Below are 24723 nucleotides of genomic sequence, written 5' to 3'. Positions count from 1 at the left end.
ACCGCGACCGATCATAGCGAACAATCAGGGGTGCCGCAATGCAGCATACGTTTGCAAGATAACCATGCTTCGATCTCGTGTACCGGCGTCTGACCTTGTCTGACACTTCGGCGGCGATCCGTGCGGATCAGCGTCCCGCGACGGCATCGGCAGGCGCGGGCTGGCCGGCGGCGCGCAGCATTTCCTCTTCATGGTGCATCAAATTGAACGCCGTGTGAACGAGCGCGACGTGCGAGAACGCCTGAGGGAAATTACCGACCTGCCGCCGCGCGACGGGATCGTATTCCTCCGCGAGCAGCCCGAGATCGTTCGCGAGCGACAGCAGGCGGCGAAACAGCGCGTGCGCGTCGTCGATGCGGCCGAGCAGCGCAAGATTGTCGACGAGCCAGAAACTGCACGCGAGGAACGTGCCCTCGCCGGGCGGCAGGCCGTCGTCGTATACGGTCGTGTGGTAGCGCAGCACGAGGCCGTCATGCATCAGGCCGTGCTCGATCGCGCTCACCGTGTCCGCGATGCGCGGATCGGACGGCGGCAGGAAGCCGACGAGCGGCAGCATCAGCACGCTCGCGTCGAGCGCGTCGCTGCCATAGCTCTGCGTGAACGCACGCACGCGGGGATTCCAGCCGTGCTCGCAAACGTCCGCATGAATCTCGTCGCGCACTTCGCGCCAGCGCGCGAGCGGCGCTGGCAGCCGGAACATCTCGGCCGATTTGATCGCGCGATCGAACGCGACCCACGCCATCACCTTCGAGAACGTAAAGTGCTGGCGGCCGCCGCGCGTCTCCCAGATTCCTTCGTCCGGCTCGCGCCAGATTTTTTCGAGATGCGTGAGCAGCGCGGTCTGGACAGACCAGACCGTGTCGTCCGCCTGCAAGCCGCCCACACGCGCGACATGCAGCGCCGCCATCACCTCGCCGAACACATCGAGCTGCAGCTGGTTCGCCGCGTTGTTGCCGATGCGCACCGGCTTCGAATCCTGATAGCCGGGCAGCCAGTCGAGCGTCATTTCCGGCAGCCGGCGCTCGCCTGCGATGCCGTACATGATCTGGATCTGCTCCGGCGAGCCCGCCATCACGCGGCCGAGCCATGTGCGCCACGCGCGTGCCTCGTCGTAGTAGCCGCCGCGCATCAGCGCGAGCAGCGTGATCGTCGCGTCGCGCAGCCAGCAGTAGCGATAATCCCAGTTGCGCGTGCCGCCAAGTTGTTCGGGCAGCGACGTTGTCGGCGCGGCGACGATGCCGCCCGTCGGCTCGTAGGCGAGCGCCTTCAGCGTGATCAGCGAGCGCCGCACGGCGGCCGCGTAGCGGCCGCTCACCGGGCAGCGCGCCGACCATTCGAGCCAGTGGTTTTCGGTGCGCGCGAGCAACGAAAGCGGCTCGCGCGCGGGCGGCAGCCGCTGGTGCGACGGCGCGTAGCTGAGCGAGAACGGCACGCGCTCGCCGGCCTTCACGGTGAATTCGGCAATCGTGTGCAGATTCTCGCCCGCGAGCGGCACCGGTGTGCGCAGCACGACGGTGTCGGGGCCCGCGATCGCCTTCACGCCCGCCTCGCGCGGCAGCCGTGTGACCCATGGTACCGAGAAGCCGTAGTCGAAGCGCAGCACGAGTTCCATTTGCATGCGCATCTCGCCGCGCCGGCCGACGACGATGCGCACCAGTTCCGACCAGCCGCTGCCGGGCGGCATGAAGTCGATGACGGTGACGGCGCCTTCGGCGCTTTCGTAGTCGGTCTCGAGGATCAACGTGTCGCCGCGGTAGCGGCGTGACGTCGAACTTACGCGCACGCCGTCGGCCGGCGCGACGAGCCAGCGGCCATGCTCTGGCGTGCCGACGAGCGCGGCGAAGCACGCGCCGGAATCGAAACGGGGCCAGCATAGCCAGTCGACCGAGCCCTCGCGGGAAATCAGGGCGGCCGTATGGCCGTCGCCGACGAGGGCGTAGTCTTCGATGAGGGCGGGCATGGGCGATCAATCTCCGTAATGCTTGTCGTTCACGATCCGAGCAACCGCCTCCCGCGCTGTACGACGGCACGCGGCGGCCCGGTATACTCGGCGGACGGTGCGGCGCGGGCGGCCAGTGCGCCCGCGCTTGGCCACATCACAACACTTGGGACGAATCAATGCAAGGAGGAGATTCCGATGATCGATCGCATGCGTGCGCTGTCGCCTTTCGCGTTCCCGCTTAGGCTCAGTCACTGGATGAAAGGTTTCGCGCTGGCGCTGCCGCTGATGAGCGCTCATGCGTTCGCGCACGAAGCGGGCGCTGCGCCGGCGGGCGGCCTCTACAATCTGCTCGTCGGCACCTACACGGGCGCGGGCAGCGACGGCATTTACGTTTATCGCTTCGATACCCGCACCGGCCGCATCACGCCGCTGTCGTCGGCGAAGACCGAGAACCCGTCGTATCTCGTCGCGAGCCGCGACGGCCGCCATGTGTACGCGGTCAACGAACTGCCGGGCGACGACGGGCCGGCGAATGTGCACGGCGGCGTCAGCGCGTTCGATTTCGACGCGAAAACGGGCAAGCTCACGTTCGTCAATCGCGTGCCGGCCGAAGGGAACGATCCGTGTTATTTGAGTTTGTCGCCGGACGGCAAGTATCTCGTCGCGTCGAACTATTCGGTCGCGGCGGACCCAGGCGGCAGCTTCTCGGTGTTTCCGGTCGATGCGCGCACGGGCGCGCTCGGCGCGGCCGTGCAAAGCGTGCGTCACGATGGCACCGGGCCGGTGAAGGGGCGTCAGGATAGCGCGCATGTCCATTCGGCCGTGTTTTCTCCGGATCACAAGTACCTGTTCGTGCAGGATCTCGGCGGCGACCGGATCGAGAGCTACCGCTACGCGCCGGATGGCGGCGCCACGGTGTTCACGCGGGACGATACGCGCCGCGCCGCCGCGCAAGCGGGCGCGGGGCCGCGCCATCTGATCTTCAGTGCGAACGGCCGCTTTGCCTATGCGATCACCGAACTGGATGCGACGGTCGTGGCGTATCGCTACGACGACGGGCGGCTCACGCCGATCGAGGCAGTGGCCCTCGCGGCGCCGGGCTTTTCCGGCAAGCTCGGCGCCGCCGCGCTGCATTTGTCGCCGGACGGGCGCTTTTTGTACGCGAGCAATCGCGGCGATGCGAACGAGATCGTGATCTATACGGTGAACGCGGCGAGCGGCAGACTGTCGCTGGTCGGCCGTCAGTCGACGCTCGGCAAGACGCCGCGCGAGTTCGCGATCGATCCGAGCGGCAAGTGGCTGATCGTCGGCAATCAGGATAGCGACAGCGTGATCGTGTTCCGGCGCGACGTCGCGACCGGCAAGCTCATGCCGGAGCCGACGCGCTTGACGCTCAGCAAGCCGGTCGACTTCAAGTTCGTGCCGGTGCGGTGATGGGGCGCCGCCGCGCGAGCGGCGTTGCGGCGCTCGCGCGATAGGCGGGGCGAGGCGGGGTGAATGCGGCGGGCTATGCGACGCGGGCCGAATGCCGCAGGCCGCGCGCACGCGTGCAGGATGCGAATGCGCTGCGACTGGCCCTCGATCGCCATTGCGCCGCCCAACGGCTGGGCCGCCCGAGCGCAGCGGCAACGAGCGGGGCCGGCCTGCTCTGCTTGGCGGAGTGCGCCGAGTGGAGATTTGCAAGGCCGGCGGCCGAATCGCGCGCCGTGCCGCCTCGAAACCGGACGCCGCGGCGCGCGCACGCGGAATCGGCGCGCTTACTCCGGCAGCGGCGGCGCGAGCACTTCGCGGCTGCCGTTGATGCCCATCGACGACACCAGGCCCGCCGCCTCCATTTGCTCGACGAGCCGCGCCGCGCGGTTGTAGCCGATCCGCAACTGCCGCTGCACCGACGATATCGACGCGCGCCGCGTGCGCACGACGAACGCAACCGCTTCGTCGTACAGCGGATCGGCTTCCGCATCGGGCGCCTCGCCGAACAGATCCTGCGCGCCGCCGCCTTCGGCCGCCGGCCCGTCGAGAATCCCTTCCTCGTACTGCGGCTCGCCGAACTGCTTCAGATATTCGACGATCCGGTGCACTTCCTCATCCGCGACGAACGCGCCGTGCACGCGCTGTGGATAACCGGTGCCCGGCGGCAGGAACAGCATGTCGCCCTGGCCGAGCAGCGATTCGGCGCCCATCTGATCCAGAATCGTGCGCGAGTCGATTTTCGATGACACCTGAAACGCAACGCGCGTCGGGATGTTCGCCTTGATGAGGCCGGTGATCACGTCGACCGACGGACGCTGCGTCGCGAGAATCAGATGAATGCCGGCCGCGCGCGCCTTTTGCGCGAGCCGTGCGATCAGCTCCTCGATCTTCTTGCCGGCGACCATCATCAGATCGGCGAGTTCGTCGATCACGACGACGATGAGCGGTAGCGGCGCGAGCGGCTCCGGATCGTCGGGCGTCAGCGAGAACGGATTGCCGATCTTCTTTTCCTTGGCGGCGGCATCGCGGATCTTCTGGTTGAAGCCCGCGAGATTGCGCACGCCGACCGCCGACATCAGCCGGTAGCGCTTTTCCATTTCGCCGACGCACCAGTTGAGCGCGTTCGCGGCGAGCTTCATATCGGTGACGACGGGCGCGAGCAGATGGGGAATGCCTTCGTAGACCGATAGCTCCAGCATCTTCGGATCGATCATGATGAGCCGCACTTCCTCGGGCGTTGCCTTGTAGAGCAGCGACGCGATCATCGCGTTGACCGCGACCGACTTGCCCGAGCCGGTCGTGCCGGCCACCAGCATGTGCGGCGCCTTCGCGAGATCGGTGACGACCGGATTGCCGGTGATGTCCTTGCCCATCGCGAGCGTCAGATGCGATGCCGAATGCTGGTACTGGCGCGACGCGAGAATTTCGGACAGCCGGATCATCTGGCGCTTCGCGTTCGGCAGCTCGAGGCCCATGCAGGTCTTGCCGGGGATCGTCTCGACGACGCGGATCGACGTCAGCCCGAGGCCGCGCGACAGATCCTTCATCAGGCCGACGATCTGGCTGCCGCGCACGCCGAGCGCGGGCTCGATCTCGAAACGCGTGATCACCGGGCCTGCCGACGCGCCTACCACGGTCACCGGCACCTTGAACTCCTGCAGCCGCTGCTCGATGACCTGGCCGGTTTGTGCGAGATGCGCGTCGGAGATGGTTTCGACGTCGTCCGATGCGGGTTCGAGCAGTTCGAGCGTCGGCAGCTCGACGTTCGACGCGGCGGGCGCGTGGAACTCGAACGCGTTCGGGGCGGGCTGGCGGGCTGGACGGGCGGGCTCGGTAGCGGGGGCGTCGGCGGGCGTTGCCGCAACGGGCATTGCCTCAGCGGCGACAGGAGCTGACACAACGGGCGTGGCTGATGCCGCGAGGTTCGCCGAGCCGGCTGAATGGGCTGGCGCGATGAGCGGACTCGATGCGGCAGGCAGTGGCGGCGTAGTGGCCGGCATCGCTTGCGCCGTTGCAATCGTGACAGTGGCCGGAGCCGATGCCGGTCGAGGTGCCGATGCGGCGGAGAGCGCCGGCACTACGGCAGCAGCCGGGGCTATCGGGGCCGTTGCCGAGACCGCCTGCGCTACGGAGGCCGCCGGTGCGGCAGGCGCGTGCGGGGGCGCTTGAGCCGGCGCGGCGGCTTGGGCGGTGGACGCGGCGGGCGCGGCTGCCGTCGGCACCGGATCGCCGTGGGCACGCTCGGCAGCGGCGGATGGGGCCGTGCTCGACGCCAAATTTGAAACAGGGACGGCAATGCCCGGCATGGACGCACTTGCGGCGGCCCATGAGGTGCGCGCATCGTTGCCCGGCGGTTGCATGAGTGAGGCGTCCGCCTGAGCGGACGCGGGGGCTCGGATGGCGATGCCGTCGCGAGTAGGCAAGCTGTGTTCGGCGATGATTTGCGTGACCAGACCGCCCGTGCTTGCGCGGGCCTGCGCGGCGAGCGCGCCGTGGCCGGCAGTATCGGCGTCGATAGCGGCTCGCTCGGCGTGTGCGTCGGTTTCGCCGGCGGATGCGGCCGTGCCGGCTTCGTCGGGGGCCGCGTGCGCACCGGCGTTCGGACCGATGGCGCCGGGGGCGGCCACGTCGCTGAACTGACGCAGCGTTTGCCGGGGCGCGCCCGCCGCCGTGGCCGCGGCCGAGGAGGCAAGAGGGGCCGCCGTTGCGCCGGCGGCGGAGCCCGTGGCGCGGATTGCAGTTGGCGTCGGTTCGCCGGCGGGCTTGTCGCTACGCTCGCCGACGGCGGCTTGAGCTACGGCGGCTGCCTCGGAGACGGTCGAATGATCCGTGCCGGTTTCGGCCTCGATTTCCGTTTCAGTCTCGACGCTGGCTTGGGTTTGCGCGTCGGCCTGCGCGTGGGCAACGATGCCGGCCGACGCATCGGTGGGCACGATCCCGGCGGCATCATCGATAGGGGCGCCGGATTCGGTTGTCGCGGCCGGTGGCATACCGGCGACGGCGTCGCACGCCGATGCAGCGGGACTGGCCGCCGACGCATCGACGCCGCCGCCGCGCGGGCGTTCGATATCTGTCTGTCCGGCAGCGCCTGTGTTCGATGCGCTATCCGCGGTGACGGCCGCCACGGTGCCGATGGCTTCGCTCGCGTTCGTGGCGGTTGCCGATGTGGCTGCCGACGGCGATGCCGGAGCCGTTTCCGCAGCCGCAGCCGCAGCCGCTGCAGGTGCCGATGCCGATGCCGATGCTGGCGCGGCAAGCTCCCGCGTCGCTTCTCTTGCCGCCGAGGAGGGTGCGCCGGCGAGCGCCGCCCATTGCGCGGCGCTCGCTTCGATCGAACGCAATGTCTCGTGCACGCTCGGCGCGGGCTCGATCGGCTGCGCGGGCTTTTCCGACCATGCATAGAGCGGCGCGCGAGCGGGGTTCACCGGCCGCTTGCGCGCGGCTTCGACGGCGGCCGGTTTGACGGATGAGCGCGCAGTGGAGGGACGCGGCGTCGCAAGGGTATTGCGCGGCGCGGCGGCCGCTTGCCGCGACGGTGTAAACGTCATCGGGCGATTGCGTGCGGCGGCCACGGCAGCCTGCGCCGGCGATCGGCGCGGTGCGAAACGCTGCTCGGCCGTGGCCGAGCGTGTCGCAAAGGGGCCGCGGGCCGCTGCCGTTACAGATTGGGCTGAACCGGCCGGCGAGGCCCGGCGTGCCGGACCGGAAGCGAATGGCGGATTTGGCATGGCGGGCGTCGACGGCGCACCGCCGGGCGAGCCGATCATGGCCGGCTCGCCCGGACCGTTCGTCAACGCAGGCGGGCGGATTTCGGTTGCGGGCAGACCAGCGGAAGACATCCGGCCTGCCGATTTCGCCACGGCCAGGTGACCGGATGCGATTGCACTCGCGGCGCCCGCTGCCGCTGCACCGCGTGCGGCCGTGCCGGGCTTGGGCCAGCCGACAGGCGCGGCTGTCTGCGCTGCCGCTCGCGCGCCGGCGGCCTGCGCGCGGCGCTCGTGCGGCGCGTCGCTCGGTTTCCACGGCGTGGGCCGTGCGTACCGGCCGTTTTGCCGCGGCGCCATCGAATTGACCGTATGCGCGCTCATCGGCTGCATATCGGCGCGGCCATCGTCGCGATGCGGCGCGGTGCGAGGCAACTCGGCGGCACTGCGCGGTTCGTCCGCGCCGTGCTCGCGAGTCAGGCGGATGCCGAGCGATGCGTCGAGCCACGCGCTCGCTTGCCGCCAGCTTACGTCGAGCAGCCAGGGCAGCCCGACGAAAAACAGCGCGATCATCGCGAGCGGCGTGCCGATGCGTCCGAGCACGTGTTCGAAGCCGCCCGCGAGCGCATGGCCGAATGCGTTCGTCGTCGCGTCGCCGGGCAGCGCGGCCGCGAGCGTGCAGCTCGCGGCAAGCACGCATACGAAGCCGAGCCACAGCCGGATCGAGCCGGGGCCCGCGAGGCCGCTGCCGCCCGGCAGCATCGCCTTGACGAGCCGCCAGAAAAGGGGAATGAACCAGACGGCCGAGAAGCCGAACCAGCCGAGAACTACCGTTTGCATGCTCAGAGACAGCTCAGAAACTGAAGAAGGGTGGGCGCGCGATGCGCGATCCCGATGAGTTTAACCGGTCGGCTAGGAAGGTTTGGCGAACGGCGCACGCTGCCGCGCGCGCCGTTGCCGCAGTTGCGCGGCCGGCGGCCCGTATCGGGTGCGCCGGGGCGCGGGGCCGCGCACCCGGTTCGCCGCCGCGCGGCGCTTATTTGGCGTTGCGTCGCGCGAACGTCAGCGTTGCGCCTTCGTCGGTGACGATGATGAGCTGCTGCGGGTCGCGCATCTGCACGCCGGCCTTCGCGATGTGCTCGAGCGCCGCGAGATAGTCGCGTTCGAGCGCGCCGCGCGCCGGCGCGATGCAAGCCATCCGCGTGCCGGCGAGCGGACCTACGCTCAGCACGCCGTTCTTCACGTCGTAGGTGCCCATGTAGCGGTTGCAGCCCGAAAAGCCGGCAACGCGCCGCACGCCCGTTTGGGACGACAGCGCGAGCGCGATCGGCTCGCCGTTGTCGCCGTGCGGGATCTCGCGCGACGAGCCGTCGGCGTTGCGCCAGTTGACGAGCTCCCAGCTCGTGTTGTCGATGAGCTGGATCGTCGCGGGGTTGAACGGATCGGGCGCGGGCGCGTTTGAATCGGGATGGGTCGGCATCGTGCAAGCGGCGAGAAGCGCGGCGGCGCTCAGCGCGCCGAGCGGCGCGCGCAGCAAGCCGGCAAAACGAAGGCGCTGGCGTGCTGTTGCGGATGAAATGAACATGGCCTCGTTCCTCTTCAAATTTTTCAATATGGCTGAACAAGCCATAAGGGTAACGCACGAGGGACAGTTCCCGCCAATTGCCGTCCGGCCAGCGTGCGTTGCCGGACGCTGTGCGGCGCGCGTGGCGGCGCGGCACGCCGGCATGAGGCGCGAGCGATGGGGCGCTTACCGCCTCGATGGCGACGAGCGGAATGACTTGCGCGAGACGGCGGGACGCTTCCGCATAATTGAAGAACGAGCGACGAGCGACGAGCGACGAGCGACGAGCGACGAGCGACGAGCGACGAGCGACGAGCGACGAGCGACGAGCGACGCTCAGCCGGCATGGCCCGCGAGGCTCGGCGACGGTGCTGCGGCGGCCGCATCGGGCGCGGCGGACAGCGCTGAGGCGAGCCAATCGACGACGCCCGGCCATAAGACCTTGCCCGGCGCGCTGCGGAAAAAGCCCATGTGGCCGATCGGTCCGCAACCGGCCGCGCGCGGATCGATTTGGCGGCGCTCGATGCGCGCATGCGTAAGGAAGCCGACCAGCAGGTCGATCGCGGTGGGCGTGGCCCACGGATCGTCGTCGATGCCGACCGCGAGGATGGGCAGTGACGCGCGTGCGAAGCGCGCGGCGGCGTCGAGCGTCGGATCGTCGAAGAAATAGCGGGGCAGCGTGGTCCAGCCGGCCCACTCGCGCATCACGCCGGCGGGCAGATCTTCGCCGAGGCGTAAGCGCCGGCATGGCGCGTAGCCGCACAGCGCGCAAGCCACGGGCGCGATCGCGCCGAGCACCGTTCGCACCCGGAGCCGTTCGAGACGGCTGCGAATCAGGCGCGTGCTGCCCGCGTGCGATGCGACGAGTATGCCCGCGCGTAAATGGCGCGTCGCGTCGCAGAGGCCGATCGCGTGGCCGCCGAAGCTGTGGCCCACCGCGACGAGCGGCAACTGCGGGAAGCGCCGCTGGGCCCAGGCGGTTGCCGCTTCGGCGTCGTAGTCGGCCCAGTCGCGCATGCGTGCGTCGAGCGCGCGCAGATCGGCCGGGCGCGATCCGTCGACGCCGCGATAGCTGTACGTGAGCGCGGCGAAGCCGCGCGATGCGGCGTACTGCGCGAAGCCCGCGTACAGGCGTTCCGGCACGGCGGTCGCCGGATGCACGAGCAGGGCCGCATGCGTTTCGCCCGCCGGGGGCCAGAGCGTGCCGCGTAGCGCATAGCCGTCGCTGGCGGCGAATTCGATCGACTCCGGTTGCATCGCGTCTTCCTCGCGCATTTAATTCGTGTGCGAAATATAAGGGAGGAAAATACTTCGCGTGAGAAATAAATTCGAGGCGGCGCTCGTTGCCCGGTTGCGATGGCCGGCATGCGGTGGCGCGGGCAGTGGAAGGGGCGGCCTGCGATGGCGTGCTGGCTCGATTCGATATGGCCGAGCGGGGCTCGGCGTGTCGCGCTCTCCATGCCGCGCGCCTATTTTTTGCCGTGCCGGCCATCGACGCACGTTCGGGCGGCGCATTGGTGACATTCGTCTACATACGCAGCGGCCGGCAAGATCGAGCGGCGCTCGTTTGCTGCGACATCGGCATGCGCTTTCAGCTTTCAATCACGCGCCGCCATATGCCGCCTGCCGGCTGGGAGGCGCCTGGGCGTTGGCGCGCCGTGCCGGCAGCCTCACCGCAGCCGCAACGGCCCCGCGTATGGGCGTGTTAACATCGCAGCTCGCTTTCGCGATCCTCCATCGAATCCACACAACCACACATCCACGAAGCGGGACATCTCATGCAGATCGGTCAGCGGCTCGGTACGCCGCTTTCGCCGTCCGCCACGCGCGTCATGCTGCTCGGCGCGGGCGAGTTGGGCAAGGAAGTCATCATTGCGTTGCAGCGGCTCGGCGTCGAGGTGATTGCCGTCGATCGTTATCCGAACGCGCCCGGCCATCAGGTCGCGCATCGCGCGCACGTGATCGACATGACCGATCCGGCCGCGCTGCGCGCGCTCATCGAGGCCGAGCGGCCGCATCTCGTGGTGCCGGAAATCGAGGCGATCGCCACCGGCGCGCTTGCCGAAATCGAGGCGGCCGGCGTGGCCGAGGTGATCCCCACGGCGCGCGCCACGCAGCTCACGATGAATCGCGAAGGCATCCGCCGGCTCGCGGCCGAGGAACTCGGGCTGCCGACGTCGGCGTATGCGTTCGCGCAATCGTTCGACGAATTCGCGGCAGCCGTCGCGCGCATCGGCATGCCGTGCGTCGTGAAGCCCGTGATGTCGTCGTCGGGCAAGGGGCAGTCGGTCGTGCGCGCCGAAGCGGATATCGAGCCCGCATGGCGGTATGCGATGGCGGGCGGCCGGGTGAATCACGGCCGCGTGATCGTCGAGGGCTTCGTGCATTTCGACTACGAGATCACGCAGCTCACGGTGCGCGCGCTCGATCCCGCCACCGGCGAGATCGGCACCTATTTCTGCGAGCCGATCGGCCACCTGCAAGCGGCGGGCGATTATGTGGAATCGTGGCAGCCGCAGCCGATGAGCGCGAAGGCGCTCGAACGCGCGCGCGACATCGCGCAGCGCGTGACGTCGGCTCTCGGGGGGCGCGGCCTGTTCGGCGTCGAGCTGTTCGTGCGCGGTGACGACGTGTGGTTTTCCGAAGTGAGCCCGCGTCCGCACGACACGGGGCTCGTCACGCTTGCGTCGCAGCGTCAGTCCGAATTCGAATTGCATGCGCGCGCGATTCTCGGTTTGCCGGTCGATACGGCGCTTGCGACGCCCGCCGCGTCGGCGGTGATCTACGGCGGGCTCGACGAGGCAGGCATCGCATTCGAAGGCGTGCGCGACGCGCTCGCGGTGCCGGGCACGGATCTGCGCCTGTTCGGCAAGCCCGAGAGCTTCGTGAAACGCCGCATGGGCGTGGCCGTGGCGGTCGCGGCAGGCGTCGACGAGGCGCGCGAGCGCGCGAAACGCTCGGCCGGCGCGGTGCGGCCGGTGTCCGCGCGCTGAACGGAATGCGCCGGCGTGTGTCCATTGCATCAATGCCGCGCGTGCCGGCGGCGCGCTTCGCGCCGGATCGCGCGCCGTCAGGCGCGCGGTTTCAGCACGCGCGGCGCGCGAGCGCGAAGAAAGGAGGTTGCGATGAAGTGGATGCTGATCGCCGTGTTGTGCCTGTCGAGCGCCGGCTGCGGGCTCGCGGCTGCACCGTGCCGGGTGGCCTCGGCGGGGCTGAAGATCGTGCCCGTCGTCGGCCATGTCGCGGCGGCGCCCACCGACGCGTGCGCGGACGTCATCGACCCCTGATGGCGAGCGCGCAGCCAGGCCGCGAAGTTCGGGTTTGATTCGACTCGGCTCAATAAAGGAATGATCGATGAAGCGCAATACAAGCTGGATCGCGATCGGCGTGGCCGGTTTGTCGTTCGCCGCGGGCGCCGCGCATGCGGCGCGGCTGACGGTTGCGGAAATCGACGCGGGCGCGCGTCAGACCGCCGTTTACCGATGCGCGAACGAGCCGCGGCCGCTGCGCGTGTCCTACTGGAACGCGAGCAATGGGCAGAGCTTCGCGCTCGTGCCCGTCAATGGCGCGCGCTTGCTGTTCGTTGACACTGTGTCGGCATCGGGCGCGCGGTATCAGGCGGGCCGATATGTATGGTGGACGAAGGGGCGCACCGCGAATTTATACGATGAAAGCGCGGGCGATCACGCGCCGCCGTTGCTCGGCGATTGCAACGAAATTCCGAAAAAGGCCGCAAGCAACTGAAAACCGAACGGTTTCAGGCCATCGCGCGCCGCGCGATGGCCGTCCGATTTCATCAGCGGATGCGGCTCGCCGCCGCCCGCCTGCCCACGCAGGCCGCCTGCGGCCTGCGTGCCGACGGCGTTAGCCCCGCCCCGGCGAAGCTGCTCCGCAACGATGCTACAATACTGCCCTTTCTGCCGGCACGCCTGCCGGACGAAGCCTCGCGCACGGCCGCGCCTGCTTTTTTGCGGGGCCCGGCGCCGGCGGCGCCGCGCGGCGCGCCGCGGCTTCGTCTTCATTCCGAAGTGGTTTGCGCGGCCCGTCTCGCGGGCGAGCCGGCCGCGCTGGATGTCCCGCCGCGCTTTTTGAGCGAAACGCCACTATGTCCGATTCTGTTGCCAAGCCTGTCGACGCGACGTTCGACCAATTCGGCCTTGCCGCCGAGATTCTGAGAGCGATTGCCGAGCAGGGCTATACGACGCCGACGCCGATTCAGGCGAAAGCGATTCCGGTCGTGCTGTCCGGCCGCGACGTAATGGGCGCCGCGCAGACCGGCACCGGCAAGACCGCGAGCTTCTCGCTGCCGATCATTCAGCGGCTGCTGCCGCAGGCGAACACGAGCGCGTCGCCCGCGCGCCATCCGGTGCGCGCGCTGATTCTCACGCCGACCCGCGAGCTGGCCGACCAAGTGGCCGCGAACGTGCATGCGTATGCGAAACACACGCCGCTGCGCAGCGCCGTCGTGTTCGGCGGCGTCGACATGAACCCGCAGATGGCCGAGCTGCGCCGCGGCGTCGAGGTCCTGATCGCGACGCCGGGGCGGCTGCTCGATCACGTGCAGCAGAAGACCGCGAACCTCGGCCAGGTGCAGATTCTCGTGCTCGACGAGGCCGACCGGATGCTCGACATGGGCTTTCTGCCCGATTTGCAGCGCATCCTGAATCTGTTGCCCGACGCACGTCAGACGCTGCTGTTCTCGGCGACGTTCTCGCCCGAGATCAAGAAGCTCGCGGCGACCTACCTGCGAGATCCGCAGACGATCGAGGTCGCGCGCAGCAACGCGACCGCCGCGACGGTCACGCAGATCGTCTACGACGTCGCCGAGGGCGACAAGCAGGCGGCTGTCGTCAAGCTGATCCGCGATCGCGGGCTGAAGCAGGTGATCGTGTTCTGCAACAGCAAGCTCGGCGCAAGCCGGCTCGCGCGGCAGATCGAGCGCGACGGGATCGTCGCGGCCGCGATCCACGGCGACCGTTCGCAAAGTGAGCGGATGCAGGCGCTCGACGCGTTCAAGCGCGGCGAGATCGAGGCGCTTGTCGCAACCGACGTTGCCGCGCGCGGGCTCGACATCGCCGAGCTGCCGGCCGTGATCAACTTCGATTTGCCGTTCAACGCGGAAGACTACGTGCACCGGATCGGCCGCACGGGCCGCGCGGGCGCGTCGGGCGACGCGCTGTCGCTGTGCAGTCCGAACGAGCGCAAGCAGCTCGCCGACATCGAGAAGCTGATCAAGCGCACGCTGCCGCTCGAGACGCTGGCGCTCGACTTGCCGCGCCATCGCCACGATGATCATCGCGGCGGCAGCAGCCGGCGCGAGCGCGACGAGCGTCGCGGCGGGCCGATCGGCGGCCGCCGCGTGGCGGGCGGCGAGCGCGCGTATCATCCGCGCCGCGAAGCGCCGATCGACGAGTTCTTCCTGAAGCCATACGAGCCGTCGCCGTCCGCGCGCCAGCCGGAAGAGACGAAGTCCGCGCAGCCGGAGAAGAAAGCGCCGAAGCAGCGGCTCGCCGCGCTGCTCGGCGGGTTCGGGATGCCGCGCAAGACGTCGTCTTGATATGGGCCGGGCGCCCCACGCAGGCGTGGCGGCGGATACGCTCGAATTTTCCGTCAAGCGCCGCAGCAGCCGCGGGTTCGAGAGCGCAAGCCCAATGGTTCTCCGCGTGAAAAGCACTGCGTCCGGCACGATGATCCGCTCGGCGCCGGTCAGAGGCGCGGCGCGCTGATCGGCGCGAATGGGCCGCTTTGCGCGGGGATGACTCGGCGCGGCCCATGCGGCCGTCGTGGCTCATCAAGTCAATATCCGCATTCGACCGATTACCGTTCGGATGCCGGCATGACGACATCACTCAATCGTTTGCTTGGTCACAAAGCGTGGCTTGCCTGCCGCGCGGGCCGCGGAAGGCGTGCGCCGCACATGCGAAGTGGGGCGGCGAGCGCTACGCGGCGCGTACCGATGCGCCAGGCGTTGCGCGGGTGATGGCCGCCGGTTTCGACGCCGCCGCTTACGGCTGAGCGCCGGCGCTCGGACGCGGTCAGCCGCGCGCGTGAGGGCCGAAGCGCGCCGCCCAAGCGGCGATCGCGGCGGCATGGAACGTGTCGAGCGATTGGCCCGCGGACGGTTCGAGCGCCAGCCCGAGATGCGCGGCGGCCGCGACGAGCGCGGGCAGCGGCTCGGCGGCATCGAGCGCGGCCGCGCCGGTTTGCTTGCTGAGTTTTTCGCCGTTCGCGTCGACGACGACGGGCACGTGCAGATAGCGCGGCGTTGGCAGCCCGAGACAGCGTTGCAGGTAGATCTGACGCGCGGTCGAGTCGAGCAGGTCGACGCCGCGCACGACGTGCGTGATGCCGGCATCGCCGTCGTCGACGACGACCGCGAGCTGATACGCCCATTGGCCGTCCGCACGCTTGAGCACGAAGTCGCCGACTTCGGTTGCGAGATCCTGGGTTTGCGCGCACTGCCAACGGTCGTCGAACGTGACGACGGCCGCCGTGCCGTCAGGCACGCGCAGCCGCCACGCGCGCGCGGGTTTGCCCCGCAGGCCCGTGCGGCACGTGCCGGGATACGCGAGTGTCGTGTGCCGCTCGTGAGCGGCGCGCAGCGAATCGGCGATTTCCTTGCGAGAGCAGCCGCATGGGTAGACCAACCCCGCGGCCGTGAGCCGCTCGAGCGCCGCCGCGTAGTGCGGGACGCGTGCGCTTTGCCAAACGGGCGGCTCGTCGGCGACGAAACCGAAGCGCCGCAGCGTGGCGAGGATCGCGTCGGCCGCGCCCGGCATGGTGCGCGGCCCGTCGATATCCTCGATTCGCACGAGCCATGCGCCGCCCCATGTACGCGCATCGAGCCAGCTTGCGAGCGCGCCGACGAGCGAGCCGAAGTGCAACGGCCCGGTGGGCGACGGCGCGAAGCGGCCTCGATAGGCTTTCGTCATTCGCTGGCTGGCCTGCTCGGCGATCGGCAAAGGCGGCGCAGCGCGGCCTCAGGCGGCGTGCGCCGGTTGCGCGCAAGGGCTCGCGGGCTTACCGGGATGGCATGCGGGGCACGATTTGCCGGGCACGTAAAGCGGCGATCGTTGCGCGTCGGCCGTCACCACCGCGCGGCACGCGAAGCAGGTGACGTCGGCCGTCGGTGCGAGGCTCGGGTTGAGCGCGGTGCGGTAATCGAACACGAAGCAGTCGCCGTGATAGTGCGCGCCGCCCACTTCTTCGAAGTATTTGAGAATTCCGCCTTCGAGCTGGTAGACGTGATCGATGCCGATTTCCTTCATGTGGATCGCCGCCTTTTCGCAGCGAATGCCGCCGGTGCAGAACGACACCACGGTCTTGCCTTCCAGATCCGCGCGGTTCGCCTCGATCACGTCGGGGAACTGGCTGAATTTGTCGATCCGGTAATCGAGCGCGTCGTCGAACGTGCCGACGTCGACTTCGAACGCGTTGCGCGTGTCGAGCATCACGACGGGGCGGCCCGCGTCGTCGTGGCCTTGGTCGAGCCACGCCTTGAGCGTGCGTGCGTCGACCGACGGCGCGCGGCCCAGCTCCGGCTTGATCGCGGGCTTTTTCATCGTGATGATTTCGCGCTTGAGCCGCACCAGCATGCGCCTGAACGGCTGAGAGTCGGACAGGCTTTCCTTGAACTGTAAGTCGGCGAACTTGCCTTCGAACAGCGGATCGTGACGCAGGTAGTGCACGAATGCGTCGGTGGCGTCGCGCGAGCCCGCAATGAAAAGATTGATGCCTTCGGGCGCGAGCAGGATCGTGCCGCGCAGGCCGAGTTCGTTGCAGCGCGCGGCCACGAGCGGACGCCATTGCTCGGTCGAGTCGAGCGAGACGAAGCGGTAGGCGGCGAGATTGACGGTGGTCATGTCGATCGGAAAACGGTAAAGCGGCTGCGGCTTGCCGGTGCGGGCGCGCCGTGCGGTGCGCGCGCGGCGGGACGCTCGGGGCCGGAGCAGACGAAGACGGAAAAACCGTATTATCCCGCAAATGGCGCGGCTTTCCGCAGTCGGCCGAACGGCCGGTTGCGCGACCGCGGCGCGCGCTTTCGTTTTCGTATCGCGTCGGCCGCGCGGGACGGGGCCGGCACGCCAGGGCTGCCCGGCGGCTTGATCTCGCAGCGCGCCGTACCGTCGACGCCGAATGGGCGGGATCGTCGGCGCGCTGGCGCGCTGCGCAGCCGCGCGCGATACGGCTTCGACCCTCGGCCGGATAGCCAACGCCAGCATTTTTACGCCGCGTGCGCGATGGTCCAGTCATGGGGCGGCTACAATAGCGGCCATGTCAGATCCTCGCTTCGTTCATCTTCGCGTCCATTCCGAATTCTCGATCGCCGACGGCATCGTGCGCCTTGACGACATCGTCAAGGCGGCGGCCAGCGACGCTCAGGGCGCGCTCGCACTGACCGACCTCGGCAACGCGTTCGGTCTCGTCCGTTTCTATAAGGAAGCCCGCGGCGCGGGCATCAAGCCGATTGCCGGCTGCGACGTCTGGATTACCAATCATGACGATCGCGACAAGCCGTCGCGTCTGCTGCTGCTCGTCAAGAACAAGCGCGGCTACCTGAATCTTTGCGAACTGCTGTCCAAGGCATGGCTCACGAACCAATACCGCGGCCGCGCGGAGCTTGACGCGAGTTGGTTCGAAGGCGGCCTTGCCGAAGGGCTGCTCGCGCTGTCGGGCGCGCAGCAGGGCGACATCGGCATTGCGTTCGCGGCCGGTAACGACGCGGCCGCGCGCCGCCATGCGGAGCGCTGGGCGAAGCTGTTTCCGGGCGGGTTCTACATCGAACTGCAGCGTTATGGCCAACCGGGCGCCGAAACATATATCGAGCAGGCCGTGACGCTCTCGGCCGAACTGAAGCTACCCGTCGTCGCGACACATCCGCTGCAATTCATGACGGCCGACGATTTCACCGCGCACGAGGCGCGCGTGTGCATCTCGGAAGGCGACATCCTTGCGAATCCGCGTCGTCAAAAGCGCTTCACGACCGACCAGTATTTCCGCACGCAGGACGAGATGGCCGCGTTGTTCGCGGATCTGCCGTCGGCGCTCGCGAACACGGTCGAGATCGCCAAGCGCTGCAACCTGACGCTCGAACTCGGCAAGCCGAAGCTGCCGCTCTTTCCGACGCCCGACGGGATGTCGCTCGACGATTATCTCGTGCAACTGTCCAAGGAGGGGCTCGAGAAACGTCTCGCGCAGCTCTATCCGGACCCGGCCGAACGCGATGCGCAGCGCGCCACGTATTACGGGCGTCTCGATTTCGAGTGTGGAACGATCAAGAAGATGGGCTTTCCCGGCTACTTCCTGATCGTCGCGGACTTCATCAACTGGGCGAAAAACAATGGTGTGCCGGTCGGGCCGGGCCGCGGCTCGGGTGCGGGCTCGCTCGTCGCCTATGCGCTTGGCATCACCGATCTCGATCCGCTGCGCTACAACCTGCTGTTCGAGCGCTTTCTGAATCCGGAGCGGGTGTCGATGCCCGACTTCGATATCGACTTCTGCCAGCACGGCCGCGACCGCGTGATCCAATACGTGAAGGAGAAGTACGGCGCGGACGCGGTGTCGCAGATCGCCACCTTCGGCACGATGGCCGCGAAGGCGGCCGTGCGCGATATCGGCCGCGTGCTCGATCTCGGCTATATGTTCACCGACGGCGTGGCGAAGCTGATCCCGTTCAAGCCGGGCAAGCACGTGACGATCGCCGACGCGATGAAGGAAGAGCCGCTCTTGCAGGAGCGCTACGACAACGAGGACGAAGTTCATCAGCTGCTCGACCTCGCGCAGCGCGTCGAGGGCTTGACGCGCAACGTCGGGATGCATGCGGGCGGCGTGTTGATCGCGCCGGGCAAGCTCACCGATTTCTGCCCGCTGTACACGCAGGGCGACGACAGCGGCGTGGTCAGCCAGTACGACAAGGATGACGTCGAGGCGGTCGGCCTCGTGAAGTTCGACTTTCTGGGCCTGACGACGCTGACGATCCTCGATTGGGCCGAGCGCTACATCCGCAGGCTCGATCCGGCAAAGGCCGACTGGTCGCTCGCGCAGGTGCCGCTCGACGATCCGGCTTCTTTCCAGATCCTCAAGAAAGCGAACACGGTCGCGGTGTTCCAGCTTGAAAGCCGCGGGATGCAGGGGATGTTGAAGGATGCGCAGCCCGACCGCTTCGAGGACATCATCGCGCTCGTGTCGTTGTACCGGCCGGGGCCGATGGACCTGATTCCGAGCTTTTGCGCGCGCAAGCACGGGCGCGAGAAAGTCGATTATCCGGACCCGCGCGTCGAGCCCGTCCTGAAAGAGACCTACGGGATCATGGTCTATCAGGAGCAGGTGATGCAGATGGCGCAGATCATCGGCGGCTACTCGCTCGGCGGCGCGGATTTGTTGCGCCGTGCGATGGGCAAGAAGAAGCCGGAGGAGATGGCCAAGCACCGCGAGATTTTCGCCGAAGGCGCCGCGAAGAACGGCCTGCCGCGCGAAAAGTCCGACGAGATCTTCGACCTGATGGAGAAGTTCGCGGGCTACGGCTTCAACAAGTCGCATGCGGCCGCATACGCGCTGCTCGCGTACTACACCGCTTGGCTGAAGGCGCATCATCCGGCCGAATTCATGGCCGCCAACATGACGCTCGCGATGGACGACACCGACAAGGTGAAGATCCTGTTCGACGACTGTCTCGCGAACGGCCTCGCGGTGCTGCCGCCCGACATCAACCATTCCGGCTACCGGTTCGAGCCGGTCGCGGAGGCGTCCGGCAAGCGCTCGAAGACGATCCGCTACGGCCTGGGCGCGGTGAAGGGCAGCGGGCAGAACGCGATCGAGGAGATCCTGCGCGCGCGCGAAGAAAAGCCGTTTATCGATCTGTTCGATTTCTGCGCGCGGATCGACCGGCGTGTGGTCAATCGTCGCACGATCGAAGCGCTGATCCGCGCCGGTGCGTTCGATTCGCTGCACGCGAATCGCGCGCAACTGATCGCATCGGTGCCGCTCGCGGTGGAGGCGGCCGATCAGGCGGAAGCGAATGCGCTGCAGGCGGGGCTCTTCGACATGGGCGACGAGCCCGCGCATGCGCACGCGCTCGTCGACGAGCCTGCGTGGGACGACAAGCGCCGGTTGCAGGAGGAGAAGACCGCGCTCGGTTTTTATCTGTCCGGCCATCTGTTCGATGCATACCGCGACGAGGTGCGGCGCTTCGCGCGCCACAAGCTCGGCGAATTGAAGGAAGGCCGCGATAAGCTCGTGGCCGGCGTGATCGCGTCGCTGCGCACGCAAATGACCCAGCGCGGCAAGATGGTGATCGCGCTGCTCGACGACGGCACCGGCCAGTGCGAAGTGACGGTGTTCAACGAGCAGTTCGATGCGAACCGTGCGCTCTTCAAGGAAGACGAACTGCTGATCGTGCAGGGGCAGGCACGCAACGACGCATTCACGGGCGGCATCCGTTTCACCGCCGACAGCGTGATGGATCTCGAACGCGCGCGCAGCCGCTATGCGCAGGCGGTGCGGATGACGATGAACGGCAATGCGGATGCGGGCGCGCTCAAACGCGTGCTCGAAGCGCATGCCGCGACGGCCGATGCGCCTGCCGAACCGGGCGCGCCAAGCGCGCCGCCGCGAGGTGCGCGCAACGGCGACGGCGGGCGGCGGGCGCAGCCGCCGTTGCCGAACGGCCTCGCGGTGCAGATCATCTACCGTAATCAACGCGCGCAGGGCGAAGTGCGTTTGAGCGACGCGTGGCGCGTGAAGCCGAGCGACACGCTGCTCGCGGAACTGCGCGCGGCGTTCGGCGAGAGCACGGTCGAGATCGCGTACTGAGCGCGGCGCGAAGCCTGTCCGCAGCGCCGTATCCGATTCGCCGGTTCCGCGCGCGGCTGCACGCCGCGTGGCGGAATCGGGTACATTGCCAGCCACAACCGCCTGCTTGATGGATCGTCCCTTGGCCGCCTTGTTTGCTCCCGATCGTCCCCCCCGTACCATTCTCGTTTGCAGCCCGCGCCGGATCGGCGACGTCTTGCTGACCACGCCGCTCGTGCGTTCGCTGAAGGCGCGTTGGCCCGACGCGCAGATCGACATGCTGGTGTTTCGCGGCACCGAAGGCGTGCTCGAAGGCAATCCGGACGTGCGGCGGGTGATTGTCGTCGCGCAGCGTGCGAAGTTCGGCGAGCGCTTGCGCGATGCGGCGAGGATCTGGCGCCGCTACGATCTCGCCTGCGCGGCGCTCAGTTCGGACCGGCCGCGCTTTTATAGCTTTTTCGCCGGCAAGAAGCGCGTCGGCCTCGTCGATCCGGACCGAGTGACGCTGCTCAACCGCTTCATGCTCGACCGCATCGCCGTCAATCGGCACGAGTCGGTGCATACCGTCAGTAGCAGCCTGGCGCTCGCGGCCGTGCTCGGCATCGAGCCACATGCGCAGGTTGTCGCGCCCGGTTTCGGCGACGATCCGGCGCGGCATGCGCGCTTCGATGCGAGTCTCGTCGCGCCTGCCGCGCGGCAGGCGGGGCAGCCGCTCGTCGTCGTGCATCCGGTGCCGATGTTCGAATACAAGCGCTGGCGGATCGACGGCTGGGCCGAGCTGATCCGCTGGCTGCGCGCGCGCGGCTTCGCGGTTGCGCTGTCGGGCGGGCCGGCGCAGGCCGAGCTCGACTATGCGGCGCGCGTCGTCGAGATGGCGGGCGAGCCGGTGTTGAATCTGGTCGGGAAGCTGTCGTTTGCCGAAAGCGCGGAGCTGTATCGCCGCGCGCGGCTCTTTATCGGGCCGGATACCGGCGCAACGCATGTCGCGGCCGCGACGGGCGTGCCGACGATCGCGCTGTTCGGCCCGTCGGACCCGGTGCGCTGGGGGCCCTGGCCGAACGGCTGGCCGCCCGGCAGCGATCCGTGGCCGCTGCGCGGCTCAGCGCAGCACGGCAACGTCTATCTGTTGCAGGGCGAGGGCGCGTGCGTGCCGTGCAAGCTCGAAGGGTGCGAGCGCCGTCTCGACAGCCCGAGCGCGTGCCTGACGGAGCTGGCCGCGAGCCGCGTCATTGGCGTGGCGGCGCGGATGCTGGGGTGCCCGCCGTAACCGTATCGCGGTCGCCGGCCGCCTGGTCGCGCCAGCCGCAGCCGAGCAGGATGCCGGCGAGCAGCGTGAGCAGATGCCCTTCGGTGAAGTCGAGGAGCATTGAATTCGCGAGACAGCCGAGCGCGAACGCGAACAGCCACGCGAGCAGCAGATGGCGCGAGCGCGGCTCGAGCGTGGCCGCATCCCGCCCGATCCGGGCAAGCAGGTAGACGAACAGCGCGGTGCCAATCACGCCGAGCTGCACCGCCATCAGTAGATATTCATTGTGCGGGTTGTGCGTGAGTTCGCCTTGCGCGCCGGTCTTGCCTGCCGTCAATTTCTCGAATTCCGTGCCGAGGCCGCCCGCGCCGTAGCCGATCACGGGCCGCGCCTCGATCAATTCCAGGCTCTTGCGATACCACTCGACGCGCAGGCCGGTCGAGGTGACCGCGTTCGATTCGCGATACTCGCGCACTTCGCTGACGACCTTCATCATCCGCTCGCCGGGCACCGTGCAGGCGACGACGATCGCGGCCGCCGCCGCTGCGGCGATGCCGATGCCGAGCAGCAGCGGGCGGGGGCGCAGCGCGTCGCGATGCTGCAGCGCATAGCGCGCGGCGATGGCGAACACGAACAGAATCGCGACGATTTGCCCGGTGCGGCCTTGCAGCATCACGAGCACGTTGACGAGCGTGAGCAGCGCGATCGCGGCGAAGATCGCGCGCGCGCGGCGGCTGCCGGCGGCGAGCGCGAAATCGGCGGCTTGATAGAACAGCAGCGCGCCCAGCATGCCGGCGGCGATGTGATTCTTGAACACCCACGCACGCGAGAGCGGCTCGCCCGCGATATGCGCGGGGCCGATCGCGGTCAGCCCGAGATAATTGGTCGTCGACAGCACGGTGACCGTGATGAGCGTGACGAACAGGCTCCAGCAGGCGATCTTCTGCCAGCCCGAATCCTTGAACGCGATGACGGCGAGCGGCAATGCAAGCAGCTTCACGTACTTACCGACCCATGACCACGCCTCCTGCTGCGGCGCGACGCTATAGGCGACGCTTGCGGTGAGCGCGGCGAACAGCAGCAGCGCGGCGAGCGCGGACCGGTGGCGCGGTAGCGATGGCAGCCGGCGCCAGAATTCGGGCGAGCTGACGAGCGTGAGCACGAACAGCGCGCACATGATGTTGGTAAGCGCCGTCGACAGCGGCACGCTGCACAGCGCGGCCACCGCGCAGACGCGCGCCGCCGTCAGACGCCATGACGCGTCGTGAGGGGCGAGCTTCATCGAGAGTTGCAATTCATCGCTCCGGAAAAAGGGGGGAGTAGGTCAACGCACGCGCGTTATGGCGTCGGCGCGAGTTCATCGAGGCCGCACTCCGCGCGGACGCCGCCGTTCGCGAGCCGCGCGAGCACCTTCGCGTGATTGGGACCCTCGCGCTCGCGCGAGGCTTCGCGATGCCAAAGATGCAGCACTTCGGTTGCCCAGAAGCCGCGCTTGCGCGCGACGCCCGCGTTGTGCAGCCGCGCGACGAAGTCCGCGTCCTCGTGGCCCCAGCCGGTGAACGTTTCGTCGAAGCCGTTGACGGCGAATGCGTCGCTGCGCCAGACGGCGAGATTGCAGGTCTTGATACCGCGCCAGACGAAGCCCTTGACGCGTCGCTGCGGCAGATCGGGCAGCTTCACGACGAGCGGCAGCACTTTGTTGATTCCGCCCGTCGCGCGCTCGCGTAGCCAGAACGACGCGGGCTGGGCATCGAGCGGCAGGCGCCTGGCGAGCGCCTGTTGTGTCAGGCGCGGCGACAGCAGAATGCGGCTGCCCGTCACCACGGTGCGCGGCGCAGCGAGCGCGCGGTGACGCGCGACGAAATCGCGCTGCGGCACGCAGTCGCCGTCAAGAAAGATCAGGTAGTCGCCGCGCGCGCGGGCGATGCCCTGGTTGCGGCTCGCCGCCGCGCGAAAGCCTTCGTCGGGCTGCCAGACGTGCGCGATCGGCACCGGAGCGCGCGCGGCAATCCGTTCGATTGTCTCGCGCGTCGGCGCGCCCGAGCCGTCGTCGGCGATCACGATCTCGAAGTGGCGGTCGGTTTGCGCGAGGCAGCCGTTCAGCACCAGTTCGAGCGCATCGGGACGATTGTAGGTGGTGATCACCACGGTAATGAGCGGATCGCGGGTCATGGCTGGTCCTCGCGCGGCACGCTCGGCGAGTCGTGCATCAGCATCAGCTTCAGATAGCGGTAATACGTTCCTTCGGCGTTCGATACGGCAAGCATCAGGCCGGTGCGCCCGTCGAGAAAGCCGCGTTGCAGCACGTAGGTGCGCACGAACGCCCAGCCGCCGCGCGCAAGCGCCTGCGCGAGGCTGCCGCGCCGGCCCGCCGCGTGCCGCTGGCGCGCGCCGGCGGTCGAATACGAGTCGATCTTGCGCAGCACCGTCTCGAAATTCTCGTATGAATAGTGGAGCAGCTTACCGGGCAGCCGTGCCGGCGCGCCGTCGAATATCAGCCTTTCGTGGACCAGATCGTCGGAGAAGCGCGCCGCGCCGCGGCGAAAGAGCCGCGGCACCCAGTCCGGATACCAGCCGCTGTGGCGCACCCACGCGCCGCAAAAGCTCGACAGCCGGTCGAGCGCGTAGACGGACGCGGCGGGCGCGGCGAGCGCCGCGCGGATCGACGCGGCCAGCTCGGGCGATACGACTTCGTCGGTGTCGATCGACAGAATCCAGTCGGTCGACAGCTCGGCGATCGCGCGGTTTTTCTGCGGGCCGAATCCCGGCCAGTCGGTTTGCACGATGACGCGTGCGCCGTGTGCGCGGGCGATGGCGGCGGTGCCGTCGGTGCTGCCGCCGTCGATGACGACGACGTCGTCGGCGAACGACAGCGCGTCGAGGCACTGCGCGAGCCGAGTCGATGCGTTGAGGGCGATGAGGGCCACGCCGAGGGTGGGTTCTGCCATGAATCGAAAGCCGGGACGGGTGCGCGTTGCGTGATGAGTATCGGACGCGAGAGTAT

Annotated in this window: 17 protein-coding genes; 8 read left to right on the top strand and 9 right to left on the bottom strand. The window is 68.4% G+C overall.

The window, feature by feature from the left end; translation table 11 throughout:
- Positions 1-127 precede the first annotated feature (127 nt).
- Positions 128-1960, bottom strand: coding sequence for a glycoside hydrolase family 15 protein (locus tag WS68_RS02645; RefSeq protein ID WP_059569318.1), 1833 nt, complete (start codon positions 1958-1960; stop codon positions 128-130).
- 237 nt (positions 1961-2197) lie between these two features.
- On the opposite strand from WS68_RS02645, the gene WS68_RS02640 reads away from it, so the two are divergent.
- Positions 2198-3376: a lactonase family protein gene (locus WS68_RS02640; RefSeq protein ID WP_156429329.1), complete on the top strand. Its 1179-nt coding sequence runs from the start codon at positions 2198-2200 to the stop codon at positions 3374-3376.
- Positions 3377-3699: 323 nt separating this feature from the next.
- On the opposite strand, the gene WS68_RS29235 is transcribed toward WS68_RS02640, so the two are convergent.
- From WS68_RS29235 to WS68_RS02625, 3 genes are all read right to left on the bottom strand, one after another.
- On the bottom strand, positions 3700-7959 hold the full coding sequence (locus WS68_RS29235) for an FtsK/SpoIIIE family DNA translocase (protein WP_059569317.1): 4260 nt from the start codon (positions 7957-7959) through the stop codon (positions 3700-3702).
- A gap of 196 nt (positions 7960-8155) precedes the next feature.
- Positions 8156-8704 (bottom strand): META domain-containing protein, encoded by a 549-nt coding sequence (locus tag WS68_RS02630; RefSeq protein ID WP_059569316.1) that lies wholly within the window; start codon positions 8702-8704, stop codon positions 8156-8158.
- A gap of 315 nt (positions 8705-9019) precedes the next feature.
- Positions 9020-9940, bottom strand: coding sequence for an alpha/beta hydrolase family protein (locus WS68_RS02625; protein WP_059569557.1), 921 nt, complete (start codon positions 9938-9940; stop codon positions 9020-9022).
- A 521-nt stretch (positions 9941-10461) separates the two neighbouring features.
- Here WS68_RS02625 and purT point away from each other — a divergent pair.
- The 5 genes from purT (at position 10462) to WS68_RS02595 (ending at position 14240) form a co-directional block, all read left to right on the top strand.
- Positions 10462-11676 carry a formate-dependent phosphoribosylglycinamide formyltransferase gene (gene purT / locus WS68_RS02615; RefSeq protein WP_059569314.1) on the top strand — a complete coding sequence of 405 codons (1215 nt, stop codon included), beginning with the start codon at positions 10462-10464 and terminating at the stop codon, positions 11674-11676.
- 132 nt (positions 11677-11808) lie between these two features.
- Positions 11809-11970, top strand: coding sequence for a DUF6726 family protein (locus tag WS68_RS27185; protein WP_059513272.1), 162 nt, complete (start codon positions 11809-11811; stop codon positions 11968-11970).
- A gap of 67 nt (positions 11971-12037) precedes the next feature.
- Entirely contained in the window at positions 12038-12427 is a 390-nt protein-coding gene (locus WS68_RS02605) for an MliC family protein (protein WP_059569313.1), read from the top strand.
- A gap of 35 nt (positions 12428-12462) precedes the next feature.
- Positions 12463-12858, top strand: coding sequence for a hypothetical protein (locus WS68_RS28200; RefSeq protein ID WP_197419511.1), 396 nt, complete (start codon positions 12463-12465; stop codon positions 12856-12858).
- Positions 12789-14240 (top strand): DEAD/DEAH box helicase, encoded by a 1452-nt coding sequence (locus WS68_RS02595; RefSeq protein WP_059569311.1) that lies wholly within the window; start codon positions 12789-12791, stop codon positions 14238-14240. Before WS68_RS28200 ends, WS68_RS02595 begins: the two co-directional genes overlap by 70 nt.
- Positions 14241-14718: 478 nt before the next feature.
- On the opposite strand, the gene gluQRS is transcribed toward WS68_RS02595, so the two are convergent.
- Both gluQRS and WS68_RS02580 read right to left on the bottom strand, forming a co-directional pair.
- Positions 14719-15615, bottom strand: a complete 897-nt coding sequence (gluQRS, locus tag WS68_RS02585) for a tRNA glutamyl-Q(34) synthetase GluQRS (protein ID WP_059569309.1) — start codon at positions 15613-15615, stop codon at positions 14719-14721.
- Between the two features lie 48 nt (positions 15616-15663).
- Positions 15664-16545, bottom strand: coding sequence for a sulfurtransferase (locus WS68_RS02580; RefSeq protein ID WP_059569556.1), 882 nt, complete (start codon positions 16543-16545; stop codon positions 15664-15666).
- Between the two features lie 412 nt (positions 16546-16957).
- Between WS68_RS02580 and dnaE the strand changes: the two genes are divergently transcribed.
- Both dnaE and WS68_RS02570 read left to right on the top strand, forming a co-directional pair.
- Complete coding sequence (dnaE, locus tag WS68_RS02575; protein WP_059569308.1) at positions 16958-20494, top strand: DNA polymerase III subunit alpha; 3537 nt, start codon at positions 16958-16960, stop codon at positions 20492-20494.
- A 109-nt stretch (positions 20495-20603) separates the two neighbouring features.
- On the top strand, positions 20604-21740 hold the full coding sequence (locus WS68_RS02570) for a glycosyltransferase family 9 protein (protein WP_059569307.1): 1137 nt from the start codon (positions 20604-20606) through the stop codon (positions 21738-21740).
- Here the strand turns inward: WS68_RS02570 and WS68_RS02565 are convergent.
- Genes WS68_RS02565 through WS68_RS02555 form a run of 3 tightly spaced genes read right to left on the bottom strand, consistent with a single transcriptional unit; the run spans position 21700 to position 24667 of the window.
- On the bottom strand, positions 21700-23001 hold the full coding sequence (locus WS68_RS02565; RefSeq protein ID WP_059569306.1) for an O-antigen ligase family protein: 1302 nt from the start codon (positions 22999-23001) through the stop codon (positions 21700-21702). The two genes, WS68_RS02570 and WS68_RS02565, sit on opposite strands and share 41 nt — an antisense overlap.
- A gap of 56 nt (positions 23002-23057) precedes the next feature.
- Positions 23058-23891, bottom strand: coding sequence for a glycosyltransferase family 2 protein (locus WS68_RS02560; protein ID WP_059569305.1), 834 nt, complete (start codon positions 23889-23891; stop codon positions 23058-23060).
- On the bottom strand, positions 23888-24667 hold the full coding sequence (locus tag WS68_RS02555; protein WP_059569304.1) for a glycosyltransferase family 2 protein: 780 nt from the start codon (positions 24665-24667) through the stop codon (positions 23888-23890). The genes WS68_RS02560 and WS68_RS02555 overlap by 4 nt, the downstream gene beginning before the upstream one ends.
- Between the last annotated feature and the right edge of the window lie 56 nt (positions 24668-24723).

The sequence above is a fragment of the Burkholderia sp. TSV86 genome (assembly GCF_001522865.1).
In the GTDB taxonomy this organism is placed as follows: Bacteria; Pseudomonadota; Gammaproteobacteria; order Burkholderiales; family Burkholderiaceae; genus Burkholderia.
This window is presented reverse-complemented; position numbering and strand designations above follow the sequence as displayed.